The organism is Klebsiella sp. GG_Kp146 (genome assembly GCF_040061975.1).
Classification (GTDB): Bacteria; Pseudomonadota; Gammaproteobacteria; order Enterobacterales; family Enterobacteriaceae; genus Klebsiella; species Klebsiella quasipneumoniae.
The window spans coordinates 143,503-162,015 of record NZ_JBEAHA010000004.1 but is presented as its reverse complement, the minus strand read 5'-3'; the positions used below and the strand labels follow the sequence as shown (position 1 = coordinate 162,015).

The following is an 18,513-nucleotide window of genomic DNA, read 5'->3' as shown; positions in this document are numbered from 1 at the left end:
AGCGGCGATGAACATGAAACTCACCGCGCTAATGAGCGGCATGATGTTGGCCAGTTCGGCGCTGTGCTTCAGCGCGACAGCGGCGGATAAAATGGTTATCGCCCACCGGGGCGCCAGCGGTTATCTGCCTGAACATACCCTGCCGGCGAAAGCGATGGCCTACGCGCAGGGGGCGGATTACCTTGAGCAAGACCTGGTGATGACCAAAGACGACCGACTGGTGGTGTTGCACGACCACTATCTGGATCGGGTGACCGACGTCGCTCAGCGCTTCCCGCAGCGGGCGCGTCAAGATGGCCGTTTTTACGCCATCGACTTTACCCTGGCCGAGATCAAGTCGCTGACGTTTACCGAAGGCTTTGAGCCGAAAGATGGCAAGAATGTGCAAACCTATCCCGGGCGTTTCCCGATGGGCAAATCCGATTTCCGCATTCATACCTTTGAAGAAGAGATTGAGTTTGTCCAGGGGCTGAATCATTCCACCGGCAAAAACATCGGTATTTACCCGGAAATCAAAGCGCCGTGGTTCCACCATCAGGAAGGCAAAGATATTGCCGCCAGCACGCTGAAAGTGCTGAATGAATATGGCTACACCAGCAAGCAGGATAAGGTGTATCTGCAGTGCTTTGACGCCAGCGAGCTCAAGCGTATTAAGCATGAGCTGGAGCCGAAGATGGGCATGGATCTCAAGCTGGTGCAGCTTATCGCCTATACCGACTGGAATGAAACCCAGCAGCGGCAGGCTGACGGCAAGTGGGTGAACTACAGCTATGACTGGATGTTCAAGCCGGGGGCAATGGCGCAGATTGCGCAGTACGCCGACGGCATTGGTCCGGATTATCATATGCTGGTGGCGGAAGGCTCAAAGCCGGGGGCGGTGAAGCTGACGGCGATGGTGAAGGAGGCGCACGCCAGCCATCTGCAGGTGCATCCGTATACCGTGCGCGCGGATCAGCTGCCGGAGTACGCCAGCAACGTCAATCAGCTCTATGACCTGCTGTATCGCCAGGCGGACGTCGACGGCTTGTTTACCGATTTTCCGGATAAAGCGGTGCAATTCCTGGATGCTAAACGCTAAAAAGCCGGGTGGCGGTTGCGCCTTACCCGGCGTACGAACTGCGGTTTTGTTGACACTGTTCTCGGTGTGCAACGATTTCGACCCGGGAATAACGTTTGTTCTATGTTATTTCCTGGAAGATTGCGCTCCCGATAATTCTTCTACGTTATGCCTTTCATAGCGCAGGGAGCGCACAGGGGGAGGCCAGTCGCCGCCGCCCCCTGTACCCCCGGGCTCCGGCCAGCAAAATCGCCGCTGCGTCCGTGCAAAACACGGCCCTCAGCCCACATCCATGCGGGCTGCCCCAGCCTTCCGGGAACGTCTCAGCGATTTTGAGGCCGCAACACCGGCAGTTTCAGCAGCCCAGGACGGCAGTGCGTAAACGGCCGGTCCTGGAACAGTAGGTCAGGTAAGCGTAGCGCCACCTGACAAGACTACATCTCGATCTCAATATCGCCCTTCGCCCGGCAGCAGCAGGGCAAAATTTCTCCCGGCTGGATAAAGGCCAGCGGCTCGGTCAGCCAGTCAACCTGGCCGGAGACCAGACGAGTGCGGCAGGAGCCGCAATAGCCTGCGCGGCACTGATACTCGACGTCGATATTATGCGATTCAAGAGCAGCCAACAGGGAAGGGTGTTCATCCTGACACTCAAGGCGAGTGTCAGAGATTTTCAAGAAGATCCGCTTCATTACAGCTGGAAATTGCTCAGGTCGTCGGCATCGACTTCAGAGTCGATCTGGCCGACCAGGTAAGAGCTGACCTCTACTTCCTGCGGCGCCACCTGGACGTTGTCGGAGACCAGCCAGGTGTTGATCCACGGGATCGGGTTGGAGCGGGTCTGGAACGGCAGATCGAGGCCTACCGCCTGCATGCGGATATTGGTGATGTACTCGACGTACTGGCAGAGAATATCTTTGTTCAGGCCAATCATCGAGCCGTCGCGGAACAGGTAGTCCGCCCACTCTTTCTCCTGCTGCGCCGCCAGCACGAACAGGTCATAGCACTCCTGCTTGCACTCTTCGGCGATTTCCGCCATTTCCGGATCGTCGCTGCCGGAGCGCAGCAGGTTCAGCATATGCTGAGTGCCGGTCAGGTGCAGCGCTTCATCGCGGGCGATCAGGCGGATAATTTTGGCGTTGCCTTCCATCAGTTTGCGCTCGGCAAAGGCGAAGGAGCAGGCGAAGCTGACGTAGAAGCGGATCGCTTCCAGGGCGTTGACGCTCATCAGGCACAGATAGAGTTTCTTTTTCAGCTCGCGCAGATTGACGGTCACGGTCTTGCCGTTGACGGTGTGGGTGCCTTCGCCCAGCAGGTGCCAGTAGCTGGTCATCTCGATCAGCGAATCGTAATAGTGGGAGATCCCCTCGGCACGCTTCTGGATCTGCTCGTTGGTGACGATATCGTCGAACACGGTCGCCGGGTCGTTGACGATGTTGCGGATGATATGGGTGTACGAGCGCGAGTGAATGGTCTCGGAGAAGGCCCAGGTTTCCACCCAGGTCTCCAGCTCCGGGATGGAGATCAGCGGCAGCAGTGCCACGTTTGGGCTACGGCCCTGGATGGAGTCGAGCAGCGTCTGGTACTTCAGGTTGCTGATGAAAATGTGTTTTTCATGTTCCGGCAGCGCCTGGTAGTCAATGCGATCGCGGGAGACGTCAACCTCTTCCGGGCGCCAGAAGAAGGAGAGCTGTTTTTCAATCAGCTTTTCAAAGATATCGTATTTTTGCTGATCGTAGCGGGCCACGTTAACCGGCTGGCCAAAAAACATTGGCTCAAGCAGCTGATCGTTTTTCGTCTGTGAAAAAGTGGTGTATGCCATTGAAGTGAGTCCTGTTGAACTGTACTGCCCGGCGGCGATGCGTTGGCCGGGCCTACAAAATCGTAGGCCGGGTAAGCGTAGCGCCACCCGGCAAAAATACCTTAGATCTTACAAGCGCCGCTTTCGCAGCCGTCGTCCTGGATGGACGGCGCCAGGTCATCCTGAGCGTCTTCAGCGCCATCACGGGTGTTGTGATAGTACAGCGTTTTGACGCCGAATTTATAGGCGTTGAGCAGGTCTTTCAGCAACTGCTGCATCGGCACTTTTCCGGAAGGGAAGCGCGTCGGATCGTAGTTGGTATTCGCAGAGATCGACTGGTCGATAAACTTCTGCATGATACCCACCAGCTGCAGGTAGCCGTCGTTGTTCGGCATTTCCCACAGCAGTTCGTAGGCGTTCTGCAGGTTTTCGTAGTCCGGCACCACCTGGCGCAGGATCCCATCCTTCGACGCTTTGATACTCACGTGGCCGCGCGGCGGCTCGATGCCGTTGGTGGCGTTGGAGATCTGCGACGAGGTCTCGGACGGCATCAGCGCGGAGAGCGTGGAGTTACGCAGGCCGTGGGTTTTGATGGACGCGCGAAGCGCTTCCCAGTCGTAGTGCAGGGCTTCGCTGACGATGCCGTCCAGGTCTTTTTTATAGGTATCGATCGGCAGGATACCCTGCGCATAAGTGGTTTCGTTGAACCACGGGCAAGCGCCCTGTTCGATAGCCAGTTCGTTGGAGGCCTTCAGCAGGTAGTACTGAATCGCTTCGAACGTTTTGTGGGTCAGGTTGTTGGCGCTGCCGTCGGAGTAGCGTTTGCCATGCTTCGCCAGATAGTAAGCGAAGTTGATCACGCCGATGCCCAGCGTACGGCGGCCCATCGCGCCGCGTTTGGCGGCCGGGATGGGGTAATCCTGATAGTCGAGCAGCGCGTCCAGGGCACGCACCGCCAGCACCGCCAGCTCTTCCAGCTCGTCGAGACTGTCGATAGCCCCGAGGTTGAAGGCCGACAGGGTGCACAGCGCGATTTCGCCGTTTTCGTCGTTGACGTCTTCCAGCGGTTTAGTCGGCAGGGCGATCTCCAGGCACAGGTTAGACTGGCGCACCGGGGCGACCACCGGATCGAACGGGCTGTGGGTGTTGCAGTGGTCGACGTTCTGGATGTAGATGCGGCCGGTGGAGGCGCGCTCCTGCATCATCAGCGAGAACAGCTCAACCGCTTTAATGCGCTGCTTGCGAATGCTGTCGTCCTGCTCGTACTGGGTGTACAGGCGCTCAAATTCGTCCTGATCGGCGAAGAAAGCGTCATACAGGCCCGGGACGTCGGAAGGGCTGAACAGGGTAATGTCGCCGCCCTTCAGCAGACGGGTGTACATCAGCTTGTTGATCTGCACCCCGTAGTCCATGTGACGAACGCGGTTGGCGTCGGTCCCGCGGTTGTTTTTCAGCACCAGCAGGCTTTCCACTTCCAGATGCCACATTGGGTAGAAGAGGGTCGCCGCGCCGCCGCGTACGCCGCCCTGCGAGCAGGACTTCACCGCGGTCTGGAAATGTTTGTAGAACGGAATGCAGCCGGTGTGGAAGGCTTCGCCGCCGCGGATCGGGCTGCCCAGCGCGCGAATGCGGCCGGCGTTGATGCCGATGCCGGCGCGCTGGGAAACGTATTTCACAATCGCGCTGGAGGTAGCGTTGATGGAGTCCAGGCTGTCGCCGCACTCGATCAGCACGCAGGAGCTGAACTGACGGGTTGGGGTACGCACGCCGGACATGATCGGCGTCGGCAGCGAGATTTTAAAGGTCGACACCGCGTCGTAGAAACGCTTGATGTAGTCCAGACGCGTTTCGCGCGGGTAGTTAGAGAACAGGCAGGCAGCCACCAGAATATAGAGGAACTGCGCGCTCTCATAAATTTCGCCGGTGACGCGGTTTTGTACCAGATACTTGCCTTCCAGCTGCTTAACGGCAGCGTAGGAGAAGTTCATGTCGCGCCAGTGGTCGAGGAAACCGTCCATCTGCTGGAACTCTTCTTCCGTGTAGTCTTCCAGCAGATGATGATCGTATTTACCCTTCTCGACCATCTTCACCACGTGATCGTAAAGCGCCGGCGGCTCAAACTGGCCGAAGGCTTTTTTACGCAAATGGAAAATCGCCAGACGCGCGGCGAGGTACTGGTAATCCGGCGCCTCGCGGGAGATCAGATCCGCAGCGGCTTTGATAATGGTTTCGTGGATGTCCGCGGTTTTAATGCCGTCATAGAACTGGATATGCGAGCGCAACTCTACCTGGGAAATCGAAACGTTATTCAGTCCTTCTGCCGCCCAATCCAGTACGCGATGGATTTTGTCGAGATTGATGCGCTCGGTGGTTCCGTCGCGCTTTGTCACCAGCAGACTCTGATTCATGTGGATTTTACCTGTCCGTGAAAGAAAATATCCCCCGTTTATCCACAGAAGGCCGTTGTGACTAACTCTGTGGATAAATACTATATGTAGGGGGTTGTCGATAAAAGGAACGCTATATGGTGAGTATTTTAGTAAGGAATCTTTTGAGTACAAGGGTTGATTTTGACGTTAAATTGAGGTTGCGGAAGGGTAATAATCCGCAAGTCCACGTCGCATAAGGCCTGGAGAAGAAGTCAATAAAACAGAAAAAAAAATGAAAATTTGATCGAGTGCTGATTTCTTCATCGGAAGAAATAATCACGCGGCTTGATGCCGCGCAATCATCATAAGCGCAGGTGCTGACGTCACGCTTTTTTGGCGCTGGTATGCAACATATAGTTAACATCAACCCCCGGCGCCAACTTGAAGGTGTTGGTCAACGGATTGTAATGCAGGCCGATGATATGCTGCTCTTTCAGAGTAGTCTGATCTACCCAGCCCAGCAGTTCGGCCGGCTTGATAAACTTTTTCACATCATGAGTGCCTTTGGGCACCATCTTCATGACATATTCCGCGCCGACCACTGCCATCAGCCACGCTTTACCGTTACGGTTGATGGTGGAGAAGAAGACCTGGCCGCCAGGCTTCACCAGCCGCGCGCAGGCGTGGACGACCGACTGTGGGTCAGGGACGTGCTCCAGCATCTCCATGCAGGTGACGACGTCATACTGCTGCGGATGCTTCGCGGCATGTTCTTCAACCGTTTCCTGAACATACTCCACCTGAATTCCGCTCTCCAGGGCGTGCAGTTTCGCCACCTGCAGCGGCTCGGCGCCCATGTCCAGCCCGGTGACCGTCGCGCCTTCGCGCGCCATGCTCTCGGCGAGGATGCCGCCGCCGCAGCCGACATCGAGGACTTTTTTACCGAACAGGCCGCCAGAGCGTTCGGCGATATAGCCCAGCCGCAGGGGGTTAATGCGGTGGAGCGGTTTGAACTCGCCCTCCAGATCCCACCAGCGCGAGGCGACGGCTTCGAATTTGGCGATTTCAGCATGATCGACGTTAGGGGCTACCGACGTTTTTTCGGCATTCATGGGCGCTTTTACTCCTTTTCTGTTCAGACCTGCGAGTATATCAGCAGCGCGCCATGAATAAACCGTATTGCTTTACCTCTCTTAGCGCGGCTGTGTTATAATTTGCGACCTTTGAATCCGGGATACAGTAGAGGGATAGCGGTTAGATGAGCGACCTTGCGAGAGAAATTACACCGGTCAACATTGAGGAAGAGCTTAAGAACTCTTATCTGGATTATGCGATGTCGGTCATTGTTGGCCGTGCGCTGCCGGATGTCCGAGATGGCCTGAAGCCGGTACACCGTCGCGTACTTTACGCCATGAACGTATTGGGCAATGACTGGAACAAAGCCTATAAAAAATCAGCCCGTGTCGTTGGTGACGTAATCGGTAAATACCACCCGCACGGCGACTCCGCGGTATACGACACCATCGTGCGTATGGCGCAGCCGTTCTCGCTGCGTTACATGCTGGTGGACGGCCAGGGTAACTTTGGTTCCATCGACGGCGACTCCGCCGCGGCGATGCGTTATACCGAAATTCGTCTGGCGAAAATCGCTCATGAGCTGATGGCCGATCTTGAAAAAGAGACGGTCGATTTCGTTGACAACTATGACGGCACGGAGCGTATTCCGGACGTCATGCCGACCAAAATTCCTAACCTGCTGGTAAACGGCGCCTCCGGGATCGCCGTCGGGATGGCTACCAACATACCGCCGCATAACCTGACGGAAGTGATCAACGGCTGTCTGGCCTATGTCGACGATGAAGACATCAGCATTGAAGGGCTGATGGCGCATATTCCTGGCCCTGATTTCCCGACCGCCGCCATTATCAACGGCCGTCGCGGCATTGAAGAGGCCTACCGCACCGGTCGCGGTAAAGTCTACATCCGCGCGCGCGCGGAAGTGGAAGTGGACGCGAAATCCGGCCGCGAAACCATCATCGTGCATGAAATTCCCTATCAGGTGAACAAAGCGCGCCTGATTGAGAAAATCGCCGAGCTGGTAAAAGAAAAACGCGTGGAAGGCATCAGCGCGCTGCGTGACGAGTCTGATAAAGACGGGATGCGCATCGTGATTGAAGTGAAGCGCGACGCGGTAGGGGAAGTGGTGCTCAACAACCTCTATTCCCAGACCCAGCTGCAGGTCTCCTTCGGCATCAACATGGTTGCTCTGCACCATGGCCAGCCGAAGATCATGAACCTGAAAGACATCATCGCCGCCTTCGTGCGCCACCGCCGCGAAGTGGTGACCCGTCGCACCATTTTCGAGCTGCGTAAAGCCCGTGACCGCGCGCATATCCTCGAAGCGCTGGCCGTGGCGCTGGCCAATATCGACCCGATTATCGAACTGATCCGTCGCGCGCCGACTCCGGCTGAAGCGAAAGCGGCGCTGGTTGCCCAGGCGTGGGATCTCGGTAACGTCGCGGCGATGCTGGAGCGTGCCGGTGATGACGCCGCGCGTCCGGAATGGCTGGAGCCCGAGTTCGGCGTGCGCGAGGGTAAATACTACCTGACCGAGCAGCAGGCCCAGGCGATTCTGGATCTGCGTCTGCAGAAACTGACCGGCCTTGAGCATGAAAAACTGCTCGACGAGTATAAAGAGCTGCTGGAACAGATCGCGGAACTGCTGCACATCCTCGGCAGCGCCGACCGTCTGATGGAAGTGATTCGCGAAGAGCTGGAGCTGATCCGCGACCAGTTCGGCGACGAACGTCGTACCGAAATCACCGCCAACAGCGCTGATATCAACATCGAAGATCTGATCAATCAGGAAGACGTGGTGGTCACCCTGTCGCATCAGGGCTATGTGAAGTATCAGCCGCTGACCGACTACGAAGCACAGCGTCGTGGCGGTAAAGGCAAATCGGCAGCGCGCATTAAAGAAGAAGACTTTATTGACCGCCTGCTGGTGGCCAACACCCATGACACCATCCTCTGCTTCTCAAGCCGCGGTCGTCTGTACTGGATGAAGGTCTATCAGCTGCCGGAGGCCAGCCGCGGCGCGCGCGGTCGTCCGATCGTCAACCTGCTGCCGCTGGAAGCCGATGAGCGTATCACCGCTATCCTGCCGGTCCGCGAGTATGAAGAGGGCGTCAACGTCTTTATGGCCACCGCCAGCGGTACCGTGAAGAAAACCGCACTGACCGAGTTCAGTCGTCCGCGTTCCGCCGGCATTATCGCGGTGAACCTGAACGAAGGCGATGAGCTGATCGGCGTCGATCTGACCTCTGGTCAGGACGAAGTGATGCTGTTCTCCGCGGCCGGCAAGGTCGTGCGCTTCAAAGAAGATGCCGTTCGCGCCATGGGCCGTACCGCCACCGGCGTACGCGGCATTAAGCTGGCGGAAAACGACAGCGTCGTCTCGCTGATTATTCCGCGCGGCGAAGGCGCGATCCTGACGGTGACGCAAAACGGTTACGGTAAACGTACCGCCGCGGCTGAGTATCCGACCAAGTCGCGTGCCACCCAGGGCGTTATCTCGATCAAAGTCACCGAGCGTAACGGTTCCGTGGTCGGCGCCGTACAGGTGGATGATTGCGATCAGATCATGATGATCACCGACGCCGGGACGCTGGTGCGTACCCGCGTTTCCGAAGTGAGCATCGTGGGCCGTAACACCCAGGGCGTGATCCTCATCCGCACCGCGGAAGATGAAAACGTGGTGGGGCTGCAGCGCGTCGCTGAGCCGGTCGACGACGAAGAACTGGACGCCATCGACGGTAGCGCGGCGGAAGGCGATGACGATATCGCCCCGGAAGCGGATACCGATGACGACATCGCCGAAGACGAAGAGTAATCGTCCCAGGTAAATGTTCTGAAAGGGCCGGGTATTCTCCCGGCCCTTTTTGCATTAACATTGCGGCAAAGCCGGTTTACCGCTACTTTAACCCCATTCTGTTGAGTCCCTGACGGCCGAGCATCGCCACATTGAAATATCTTGCCTCTTTTCACACAACCCTGAAGGTTTCACGTTATCTGTTCAGAGCGCTGGCGGTATTGCTGTGGCTGCTGATTGCGTTTGTCTCTGTGTTTTATATCGTCAACGCGCTGCACGAGCGGGAAGCCGAGATCCATCAGGAGCTCAATCTCAACGCCGATCAGGCCCAGCGCTACATTCAGCGTACGGCGGATGTGATTAAAGAGCTGAAGTACGTCGCCGGTAACCGGCTTTCGGCAGGGGATGCGGTAGCGCAAGGGCAAAGCGGCGATATTGCAATCCCCAGCTTTGAACCCCTGTATCCTGACTCCGACTGCAGCGCGATGAGTAGCGCCTGGCGTAATTCGCTCCAATCGCTGGCGTGGTTTATGCGCTACTGGCGGGATAATTTCACCGCCGCCTACGACCTTAACCGCATCTTTCTCATCGGCAGCGATAACCTCTGTATGGCCAACTTTGGCCTGCGTGACGTGCCGATTGAGCGCGATCAGGCGCTGAAAGTCCTGCATCAACGCATTGAGCAATACCGCAATGCGCCGCAAAACGAGCGCGGCAACAACCTGTTCTGGATAAGCCAGGGCATGCGCCCCGGGGTGGGCTATTTTTACGCCCTGACGCCGATCTATATGGCCAATCGCCTGCAGGCGATGCTCGGCGTTGAGCAGACCATCCGCATGGAAAGCTTCTTTACGCCGGGCAGCCTGCCGATGAGCGTGACTATCTTCGACGATAACGGCCAGCCGCTGATCTCCCTGGCCGGCGCGGAAAGCAAAATCCAGAGCGAAGCGAAATGGATGCAGGAGCGGATGTGGTTTGGCTACAGCGCGGGTTTCCGCGAGCTGGTGCTGAAGAAAAGCCTCGCGCCGTCCTCCCTGAGCATCGTCTATTCCGTCTCGGTAGACCAGGTGCTGGAGCGGATCCGTATGCTGATCATCAACGCCATCGTTCTCAATATCCTCAGCGGCGCGATGCTGTTTGCGCTGGCGCGGATGTATGAGCGGCGCATTTTTATCCCTGCGGAAAATGACGCTCAGCGGCTGGAAGAGCATGAGCAGTTCAACCGCAAAATCGTGGCCTCCGCCCCGGTGGGGATCTGTATTCTGCGCACCCTCGACGGGACCAACATTCTCAGTAACGAGCTGGCGCACAACTATCTGAACATGCTGACCCATGAGGACCGCCAGCGGCTGACGCAGATCATCTGCGGCCAGCAGGTCAACTTTGTCGATGTGCTGACCAGCAACCATACCAACCTGCAGATTAGCTTTGTCCACTCGCGCTATCGCAACGAAAACGTGGCGATTTGCGTGCTGGTGGACGTTTCCGCCCGCGTGAAGATGGAAGAGTCGCTGCAGGAGATGGCCCAGGCGGCGGAGCAGGCCAGCCAGTCGAAATCGATGTTCCTTGCCACCGTCAGCCATGAGCTGCGCACTCCGCTGTATGGCATCATCGGCAACCTCGATCTGCTGCAGACCAAAGCGTTGCCGAAGGGCGTCGATCGCCTGGTGACGGCGATGAACAACTCCTCAAGCCTGCTGTTGAAAATCATCAGCGATATTCTCGATTTCTCCAAAATCGAGTCCGAGCAGTTGAAGATCGAGCCGCGGGAATTTTCCCCGCGCGAGGTCATGAACCATATCTCCGCCAACTATCTGCCGCTGGTGGTGCGCAAGCAGCTGGGTCTGTACTGCTTTATCGAACCGGACGTTCCGGAACAGATGTCCGGCGACCCGATGCGCCTGCAGCAGGTGATCTCCAACCTGCTGAGCAATGCGATCAAGTTCACCGACACCGGCTGCATTATCCTGCACGTCCAGTGCGCGGGGGATTATCTGCAGATTAGCGTCCGCGACACCGGGGAGGGGATCCCGGCGAAAGAGGTATTGCGCCTCTTCGACCCCTTCTTCCAGGTGGGGACCGGCGTGCAGCGCAACTTCCAGGGCACCGGCCTTGGCCTGGCGATCTGTGAAAAACTGATCAGCATGATGGATGGCGATATCGCCGTGGAAACGGAGCCGGGAATGGGCAGCCGCTTTACCATCCGCATCCCGCTGTATGGCGTGCAGAACACGCCGCAGATGACGGCGAACGGTTTCGCTGGCAAGACCTGCTGGCTGGCCATCCACAACACCTCGCTGGCGATGTTCGTCACCTCGCTGCTCAGCTATCACGGCCTCACGGTACGTCGTCATGCCGGAGAAACCCCGGACGCCGAGGATGTCTTACTCACTGACGATGAAGCGCTGAGCGGCTGGCAGGGAAGGGCGATGGTCATCTTCTGCCGTCGTCATATCGGTATTCCGCAGGAACGGGCCGCCGGCGAGTGGCTGCATAGCGTGACGACGCCGCATGAACTGCTGCCGCTGTTGGGGCGTATTTTCCACGTCGCGCTGGCCAGTGCGGACAATAGCCGGGCGCTGATGGCGCCGGAGGCGCAGGCCGGCAATAACGACGACATGATGATCCTCGTGGTCGACGATCATCCGATCAACCGGCGCCTGCTGGCGGATCAGCTGGGATCGCTCGGCTACCAGTGCGTGACCGCGAACGACGGGGTCGACGCGCTCAACGTCCTCAGCAAGCAGCACATCGATATCGTGCTCAGCGACGTCAACATGCCTAATATGGATGGTTATCGCCTGACGCAGCGCATTCGTCAGCTTGGCCTGACGCTGCCGGTGATTGGCGTCACGGCCAATGCCCTGGCGGAAGAGAAGCAGCGCTGTCTGGAATCGGGGATGGACAGCTGTCTGTCCAAGCCGGTGACGCTTGACGTGCTGAAGCAAACGCTGACGGTATATGCGGCGCGGGTACGTAAAGGGCGGGAATAACGGGGAACTCCGTCTCGCCGGGGCGAGACGGAGAGAGCGTAGGGTTACTCTTTGTCCGTCGCGCTCAGCGAGACGGAGGAGAGGTAGTTCAGCAGGGCGATGTCGTTTTCGACGCCCAGCTTCATCATCGCCGACTTTTTCTGGCTACTGATGGTTTTGATGCTGCGGTTAAGCTTTTTGGCGATCTCGGTCACCAGGAAGCCTTCGGCGAAGAGACGCAGCACTTCGCTCTCCTTCGGCGACAGGCGTTTATCGCCATAGCCGCTGGCGCTGATTTTTTCCAGCAGACGAGAGACGCTTTCCGGGGTGAATTTCTTCCCTTTCTGCAGCGCGGCCAGCGCTTTTGGCAGATCGGTCGGCGCCCCCTGCTTGAGGACGATCCCTTCGATATCCAGATCCAGCACCGCGCTGAGGATCGCCGGGTTGTTGTTCATGGTCAGAACAATGATCGACAGATCCGGGAAGTGGCGCTTGATGTATTTAATCAGCGTGATCCCGTCGCCGTATTTATCACCGGGCATGGACAGATCGGTGATCAGCACATGGGCGTCCAGCTTCGGAAGATTGTTGATAAGGGCCGTGGAGTCTTCAAACTCGCCAACGACGTTCACCCACTCAATTTGCTCAAGTGACTTACGAATACCGAACAGTACGATCGGATGGTCATCGGCAATAATTACGTTCATAGTGTTCATGTATAAGGCTACCTTCTACAGCAAGCTCTTGACGTAAGCGTCAATGTCGCTGATATATTTTTCTATGCCTTGCGCATCCTTTTCGCGAATCAGATGCTCAAGCGTTTCACATAACTGTTTGCCGGGTATCAGATTAAGCATAGCAAATGCCCCTTTGAGGCGGTGGGCGGTTTGTGCCAGAGCAGCAAAATCGCCCGCTTCGATTTCAGTATACAATCTCTGAACATCATCCGGTACCGTATCGGCAAACAGTGCGTAATAGCCGCTGGCATGGAGTTCGGCGTTACTCTCGTTTCCTGAGGTGGCGGGCTGAACCGCCTCCTCCGCCAGCTGCTGCTCAATAAGCTGCAGGATAGCCTCCTGCATCGCCGTGCTAATATTAAAGTTGACCCGCAGTTGGCCCGGGCCGATTTTGCGTATCCCAACCTCATCATCGCTTAAAAGCAAGCCCGAAGCAGTAAGATTAGACGGATTATCCGTTAAATACAGATCGAACGCTTGACTTGTCGCCCGATCGTCCGGCGTGATGCAGGACGCCCCCCAGCTCTCCAGCTGGCGGGTGACAATCCGCCGCACTTCGCTGGAGGTCACATCCAGCAGGACGATAACGTCATCCAGCAGATGTTCTCCCGCCTCTGGCGCCTCTTCGCTGGCCGGCATTTTCAGATGCAGGCTATAGCGAGTCCCCAGCGACTCCCGCGCTTTGATGGTCAACTGCCCGCCCAGCTTGCGCGTCATGCGGTCACATAACCAGAAGGTGAGGGCGTTCGCTTTGCCGTACAGATCGCTCTGGGTCTCATTGAGATACGGGAAGTGCATATTGTCGATCTCGTTAGCCGAGACCCCGTTGCCGGTATCGAGAATGCGGAAGGTCAGGCGATCGCTGGCCGACTCTTCCTGGCAGACGTCGAGGGTGATCTTGCCGATCGGCGTGGTGGTGACGGAATACTGGATCAGCAGCACCAGCGTGCGCCGCAGCGCTTCACGGTCGCCATAGCGTTGCTCGCCGGTAGGCAGCGCGTTATTGATAAGCAACTGCAGCCCCTTGCGCTTCATCGCCGGCAGCACCTCCGGTACGACGTCGTCGATCAGCCCCTGCACCGAGAACAGCGACTGGCTGGTTTTCCAGGCATCGCTTTCCAGCAGGTTAGCCAGCTGAATGTCATCGATCAGTGTGACCAGCTCATCGGCATGCTGCGCCAGCGTCCGGTTCTCCGCGCCGTCGAGCGCCGCTGCCTCGGCCGCCAGGTTCAGGGCGGGCTGCTTCAGGGCGCTGCCGATATGCTGCATAAAGGCCGCCCGGCCCTGCTGGTTTTTCTCATACAAGCGCTGGGCCTGTTTGAGCTTTTTATTGACCAGCACTTCGCGGTCTTGGTCTCGGATAATCAGGATCTGCGTGCGCGGCGCTACCTGGCTGCGATACTGGCGGATCTCATACTGTTCGTTGTTGACGGTGGCCTGGATCACCCCCTGATGCTGGTCCGCCATGTTGGTGATGTTCTGCAGGTTCAGGTGCGGAAGCAGATGGTCGGCAATCGGGTTGCTGATCACCGTTCGGTTGGCTTCCTGATCGTGGACGAGCAGCCCCAGCGGCAGCAAAGACACAATTTCTTCATTAATGGCGCGCAGTAAACGCAGTTCGCTATTGGCGGCGGAGGGGAGCCCGGCGCCCGAGGCGCTGCTGCGTCCTTTATAATGCCGAAAGGTGGTGAAACCGAACAGGGCCAGCGCCAGCAGGCCGATGTTAAGCAGGAGCGGCAGAAGAATGTTCTGCAGGGACTCCAGCAGCATGGTGCTCATCGGGACCGTCCACAGCACCTGCATACCGGTGGTGCTGATGTCGGTGGCGATGTCAATCTGCATGCCGTTGAAGGTGATCCCGATATGATCGCTAGCCTCTTTCTCGGGGCTGGCGGCAACATTTTGCGAGGGATCAGGCTCGATACGGAAGCTGTCCAGCGCCATGCCCGGCGGGATCAGATCGTTAATCGGCAGGTCGAAGGCGACCACTGTCGCCAGGTGTCCTGGCTGATTGAAGGTAGTACGTAACGTAAAGTAGTGCGCGTTCTGCCAGGCAAGATGGCGCAGCGGCGAGAAGGTCTCGCGCTCATCAAGGGTATTGGCCTGCAGCAGCATTTCCGCGCGCCGGGATTCCACCACGCTGCTGATGGTTGACTCTTTAAAGCTTGAGGAGAGGTCCTTCAACGGCAGGGTGGAGATGAGAATCAGGCTATTATCCAGACCATTGAGATAGTACATCGACCACGGAATGGTCTCCGCGCCCCACAAAATATCCAGATAATCGGACATTTTCTGCGTCATCTCGAGGGTCGAGCTGTCGTGGGAGCCAAAGATCAGGGCTTCGGTTTTACGTCGGGGCTTCTCCAGATAGTACACGTCCTGCTTTAAACGCGTCTCCTGCAGGCCGCCGCTGGCGGTGTTGGAAGAGGTGGCGGCGATATTGTCGTAGATTTGCCAGGTGGCATAGCGCCAGGTATCAATACGCTGGTGCAGGGCATGGGAGACATCAACCACCTGATAGCTCTTCTCTTTCAGCCAGGCATTGACGGCGCTTTGAATCATCACCCCCATCGTCGCCAGCAGGACAATAACCATCAAAATGAAGAAGCGGCTGATGTTGCCGGGGATCAGAGAGAATTTTTTCGGGGTCATCTTGTGGCTGAACGACTCATCATTGTTTGTAAACAGGATGTAGCGCCAGAGTAACTGGCAACAAAGCAGATGCTGCAGGCAGTATAAAGGCTAATGGCGTAAATCCATACTACAGATTGGCGCCAGCGGCGCGATACCGCCCAGGAATTATCTTAGAAACGAAGCGTAAATGAAACCGCGTCCGCAAGGCTGACAGCTGACGATATTGGCAGAAACAAAAGCGAAGAATCGCACGAAATAACAAGACATTGGCAGAATAAGTACGAAAGGCGGCCTAATTGATTGATTAATAGTCGTTAGGGAATCATTGGCTGTAGCACAGATAAATTAAAGTTGTGTAAAGAAGGGTAAAAAAAACCGGATGCGAGGCATCCGGTTGAAATAGGGGTAAACAGACATTCAGAACTGAATGACGGTAATAAATAAAGTTAATGATGATAGCGACTCTTATTTTAGTCACCAATGATCATTTTGTTTTACCATTCAGTGCTATAGGCTTGGTTTTGTATATCATATTGATTTTGAATGGCTAAATAATTTTTTTGATTATAAGTGCGTATTTCCCTGGCCATTTTGGGGTGAAAAAAAGTTCCGCTGCATTTACAAATTGAAACATCTTGTGGGAACTTTGAAACATCTTAGAAGTTTTAGTATCATATTCTTGTTGGATTATTCTGCATTTTGCAGCACAATGAAATAGCCGACTGATTAGAAGGGTAATCAGTAAGCAGTGGCATAATAAAAGGCATATAACAAACAGAGGGTTAATAACATGAAAGTTAAAGTACTGTCCCTCCTGGTACCGGCTCTGCTGGTAGCAGGCGCAGCAAATGCGGCTGAAATTTATAACAAAGACGGCAACAAATTAGACCTGTACGGTAAAATTGACGGTCTGCACTACTTCTCTGACGACAAGAGCGTCGACGGCGACCAGACCTACATGCGTGTAGGCGTGAAAGGCGAAACTCAGATCAACGACCAGCTGACCGGTTACGGCCAGTGGGAATACAACGTTCAGGCGAACAACACTGAAAGCTCCAGCGATCAGGCCTGGACTCGTCTGGCATTCGCCGGTCTGAAATTTGGCGACGCGGGCTCTTTCGACTACGGTCGTAACTACGGCGTAGTATACGACGTAACGTCCTGGACTGACGTTCTGCCGGAATTCGGCGGCGACACCTACGGTTCTGACAACTTCCTGCAGTCCCGTGCTAACGGCGTTGCAACCTATCGTAACTCTGACTTCTTCGGTCTGGTTGACGGCCTGAACTTTGCTCTGCAGTACCAGGGTAAAAACGGCAGCCCGAGCGGTGAAGGCGCTCTGTCTCCGACCAACAACGGTCGTACCGCTCTGAAACAGAACGGCGACGGTTACGGTACCTCTCTGACTTATGACATCTTTGATGGCATCAGCGCTGGTTTCGCATACTCTAACTCCAAACGTCTTGGCGACCAGAACAGCAAGCTGGCACTGGGTCGTGGCGACAACGCTGAAACCTACACCGGCGGCCTGAAATACGACGCGAACAACATCTACCTGGCCACTCAGTACACCCAGACCTACAACGCGACCCGCGCTGGTTCTCTGGGCTTTGCTAACAAAGCGCAGAACTTCGAAGTGGTTGCTCAGTACCAGTTCGACTTCGGTCTGCGTCCGTCCGTTGCTTACCTGCAGTCTAAAGGTAAGGATCTGGAAGGCTACGGCGACCAGGACATCCTGAAATATGTTGACGTTGGCGCGACCTACTACTTCAACAAAAACATGTCCACCTATGTTGACTACAAAATCAACCTGCTGGACGACAACAGCTTCACCCGCAACGCCGGTATCTCTACCGACGACGTGGTTGCACTGGGCCTGGTTTACCAGTTCTAAGTTGCAAGCTGTATAACAAAAAGGCGCCTCTGGCGCCTTTTTTTATGTCTGGTTTAACCTCGCTGGTATACTCTTGTCGCCCTGGTAAGAGGAGCCTCGATTAATGGATATGACTTTCTTTCGCGCCGCGCTGTTGGGCGCCTGCGTACTGTTCTCTGGCTGCGATTCAGCCACCACTCCCGCGACACCCGCTTCAACGGCCACCGTACTGGATGGTAAAACGATGGGCACCTTCTGGCGGGTCAGCGTTATCGGCGTGGATGAGGCAAAGGCCCAGGCGCTGCGCGCCAAGGTTCAGGCCCAACTGGACGCCGACGATCGCCTGCTGTCGACCTGGAAAAACGACTCGGCGCTGATGCGTTTCAACCACGCGGCGGATACCCGGCCCTGGCCGGTGAGCGAAGCGATGGCGGACATCGTGACCCTGTCGCTGCGGATTGGTGCCAAAACGGACGGCGCGATGGACATCACCGTGGGGCCGCTGGTCAATCTGTGGGGCTTTGGCCCGGATAAACAGCCGGTCGCCACCCCGGATGCGCAGGCGATCGCCGCGGCGAAAGCGCGCACCGGCCTGCAGCATCTGCAGGTTATCAATCAGAGCGGCAGGCAGTTCCTGCAAAAAGATATTCCCGATCTGTTTGTCGACCTCTCCACCGTGGGGGAAGGCTATGCCGCCGACCACCTTGCGCGCTTGATGGAGCAGGAGGGGATCTCCCGCTATCTGGTGTCGGTGGGCGGGGCGCTGGTCAGCCGCGGGATGAATGGCGAAGGCAAGCCCTGGCGGGTGGCGATCCAGAAACCGACCGACCGGGAAAACGCCGTTCAGGCGATTGTCGACATCAATGGCCACGGCATCAGCACCTCCGGCAGCTATCGCAACTACTATGAACTCGACGGGAAACGTATCTCACACGTCATCGACCCGCAGACCGGGCAGCCGATAACCCATAAGCTGGTCTCGGTGACCGTTATTGCGCCAACGGCGCTGGAGGCGGACGGCTGGGATACCGGGCTGATGGTGCTGGGGCCGGAAAAAGCGCAGCAGGTGGTGCGCGAGCAGGGGCTGGCGGTCTACATGATCGTCAAAGAGGGGGAGGGCTTTAAAACCTGGATGTCGCCGCAGTTCCGTACCTTCCTCGTCGGCGAAAAAAATTAAAAAGCAAGATTGCGGGTTTTTTGCG

The 18,513-nt window shown here is 56.6% G+C and carries 11 protein-coding genes; 5 read left to right on the top strand and 6 right to left on the bottom strand.

Going from position 1 to position 18,513, the window contains the following annotated elements; all coding sequences use genetic code 11:
- The first annotated feature begins 7 nt into the window (after window positions 1-7).
- Window positions 8-1,078 (top strand): glycerophosphodiester phosphodiesterase, encoded by a 1,071-nt coding sequence (glpQ, locus tag ABLU95_RS06740; protein ID WP_348879097.1) that lies wholly within the window; start codon window positions 8-10, stop codon window positions 1,076-1,078.
- A gap of 413 nt (window positions 1,079-1,491) precedes the next feature.
- Here the strand turns inward: glpQ and yfaE are convergent, their stop codons facing one another.
- The 4 genes from yfaE to ubiG form a co-directional block, all read right to left on the bottom strand.
- On the bottom strand, window positions 1,492-1,746 hold the full coding sequence (yfaE, locus tag ABLU95_RS06735) for a class I ribonucleotide reductase maintenance protein YfaE (RefSeq protein WP_004201692.1): 255 nt from the start codon (window positions 1,744-1,746) through the stop codon (window positions 1,492-1,494).
- Complete coding sequence (gene nrdB / locus ABLU95_RS06730; RefSeq protein WP_004140835.1) at window positions 1,746-2,876, bottom strand: class Ia ribonucleoside-diphosphate reductase subunit beta; 1,131 nt, start codon at window positions 2,874-2,876, stop codon at window positions 1,746-1,748. The genes yfaE and nrdB overlap by 1 nt, the downstream gene beginning before the upstream one ends.
- Before the next feature lie 101 nt (window positions 2,877-2,977).
- The gene (gene nrdA, locus ABLU95_RS06725) at window positions 2,978-5,263 is read right to left on the bottom strand and encodes a class 1a ribonucleoside-diphosphate reductase subunit alpha (RefSeq protein WP_048297918.1); all 2,286 of its coding nucleotides are present in this window, start codon (window positions 5,261-5,263) and stop codon (window positions 2,978-2,980) included.
- Between the two features lie 344 nt (window positions 5,264-5,607).
- A complete protein-coding gene (gene ubiG, locus ABLU95_RS06720) occupies window positions 5,608-6,336 on the bottom strand; it encodes a bifunctional 2-polyprenyl-6-hydroxyphenol methylase/3-demethylubiquinol 3-O-methyltransferase UbiG (protein ID WP_064157266.1) in 729 nt (242 codons plus the stop codon).
- 146 nt (window positions 6,337-6,482) lie between these two features.
- Between ubiG and gyrA the strand changes: the two genes are divergently transcribed.
- Both gyrA and rcsC read left to right on the top strand, forming a co-directional pair.
- A complete protein-coding gene (gene gyrA / locus ABLU95_RS06715) occupies window positions 6,483-9,116 on the top strand; it encodes a DNA topoisomerase (ATP-hydrolyzing) subunit A (RefSeq protein ID WP_004201688.1) in 2,634 nt (877 codons plus the stop codon).
- 131 nt (window positions 9,117-9,247) lie between these two features.
- Complete coding sequence (rcsC, locus tag ABLU95_RS06710; protein WP_023290484.1) at window positions 9,248-12,088, top strand: two-component system sensor histidine kinase RcsC; 2,841 nt, start codon at window positions 9,248-9,250, stop codon at window positions 12,086-12,088.
- A gap of 44 nt (window positions 12,089-12,132) precedes the next feature.
- Here the strand turns inward: rcsC and rcsB are convergent, their stop codons facing one another.
- On the bottom strand, window positions 12,133-12,783 hold the full coding sequence (gene rcsB, locus ABLU95_RS06705) for a response regulator transcription factor RcsB (RefSeq protein WP_002913007.1): 651 nt from the start codon (window positions 12,781-12,783) through the stop codon (window positions 12,133-12,135).
- A 15-nt stretch (window positions 12,784-12,798) separates the two neighbouring features.
- Entirely contained in the window at window positions 12,799-15,456 is a 2,658-nt protein-coding gene (rcsD, locus tag ABLU95_RS06700; RefSeq protein ID WP_285199109.1) for a phosphotransferase RcsD, read from the bottom strand.
- 772 nt (window positions 15,457-16,228) lie between these two features.
- On the opposite strand from rcsD, the gene ABLU95_RS06695 reads away from it, so the two are divergent.
- Window positions 16,229-17,332: an OmpK36 porin gene (locus ABLU95_RS06695; RefSeq protein ID WP_032453553.1), complete on the top strand. Its 1,104-nt coding sequence runs from the start codon at window positions 16,229-16,231 to the stop codon at window positions 17,330-17,332.
- Between the two features lie 103 nt (window positions 17,333-17,435).
- Complete coding sequence (gene apbE / locus ABLU95_RS06690) at window positions 17,436-18,488, top strand: FAD:protein FMN transferase ApbE (protein WP_023290481.1); 1,053 nt, start codon at window positions 17,436-17,438, stop codon at window positions 18,486-18,488.
- Window positions 18,489-18,513 lie beyond the last annotated feature (25 nt).

Bases quoted from the DNA above. Each gene is read 5' to 3' on its own strand.
- glpQ (WP_348879097.1), top strand. From the start codon at position 8: ATGAACATGAAACTCACCGCGCTAATGAGCGGCATGATGTTGGCCAGT.
- yfaE (WP_004201692.1), bottom strand. From the start codon at position 1,746: ATGAAGCGGATCTTCTTGAAAATCTCTGACACTCGCCTTGAGTGTCAG.
- nrdB (WP_004140835.1), bottom strand. From the start codon at position 2,876: ATGGCATACACCACTTTTTCACAGACGAAAAACGATCAGCTGCTTGAG.
- nrdA (WP_048297918.1), bottom strand. From the start codon at position 5,263: ATGAATCAGAGTCTGCTGGTGACAAAGCGCGACGGAACCACCGAGCGC.
- ubiG (WP_064157266.1), bottom strand. From the start codon at position 6,336: ATGAATGCCGAAAAAACGTCGGTAGCCCCTAACGTCGATCATGCTGAA.
- gyrA (WP_004201688.1), top strand. From the start codon at position 6,483: ATGAGCGACCTTGCGAGAGAAATTACACCGGTCAACATTGAGGAAGAG.
- rcsB (WP_002913007.1), bottom strand. From the start codon at position 12,783: ATGAACACTATGAACGTAATTATTGCCGATGACCATCCGATCGTACTG.
- rcsD (WP_285199109.1), bottom strand. From the start codon at position 15,456: ATGACCCCGAAAAAATTCTCTCTGATCCCCGGCAACATCAGCCGCTTC.
- ABLU95_RS06695 (WP_032453553.1), top strand. From the start codon at position 16,229: ATGAAAGTTAAAGTACTGTCCCTCCTGGTACCGGCTCTGCTGGTAGCA.
- apbE (WP_023290481.1), top strand. From the start codon at position 17,436: ATGGATATGACTTTCTTTCGCGCCGCGCTGTTGGGCGCCTGCGTACTG.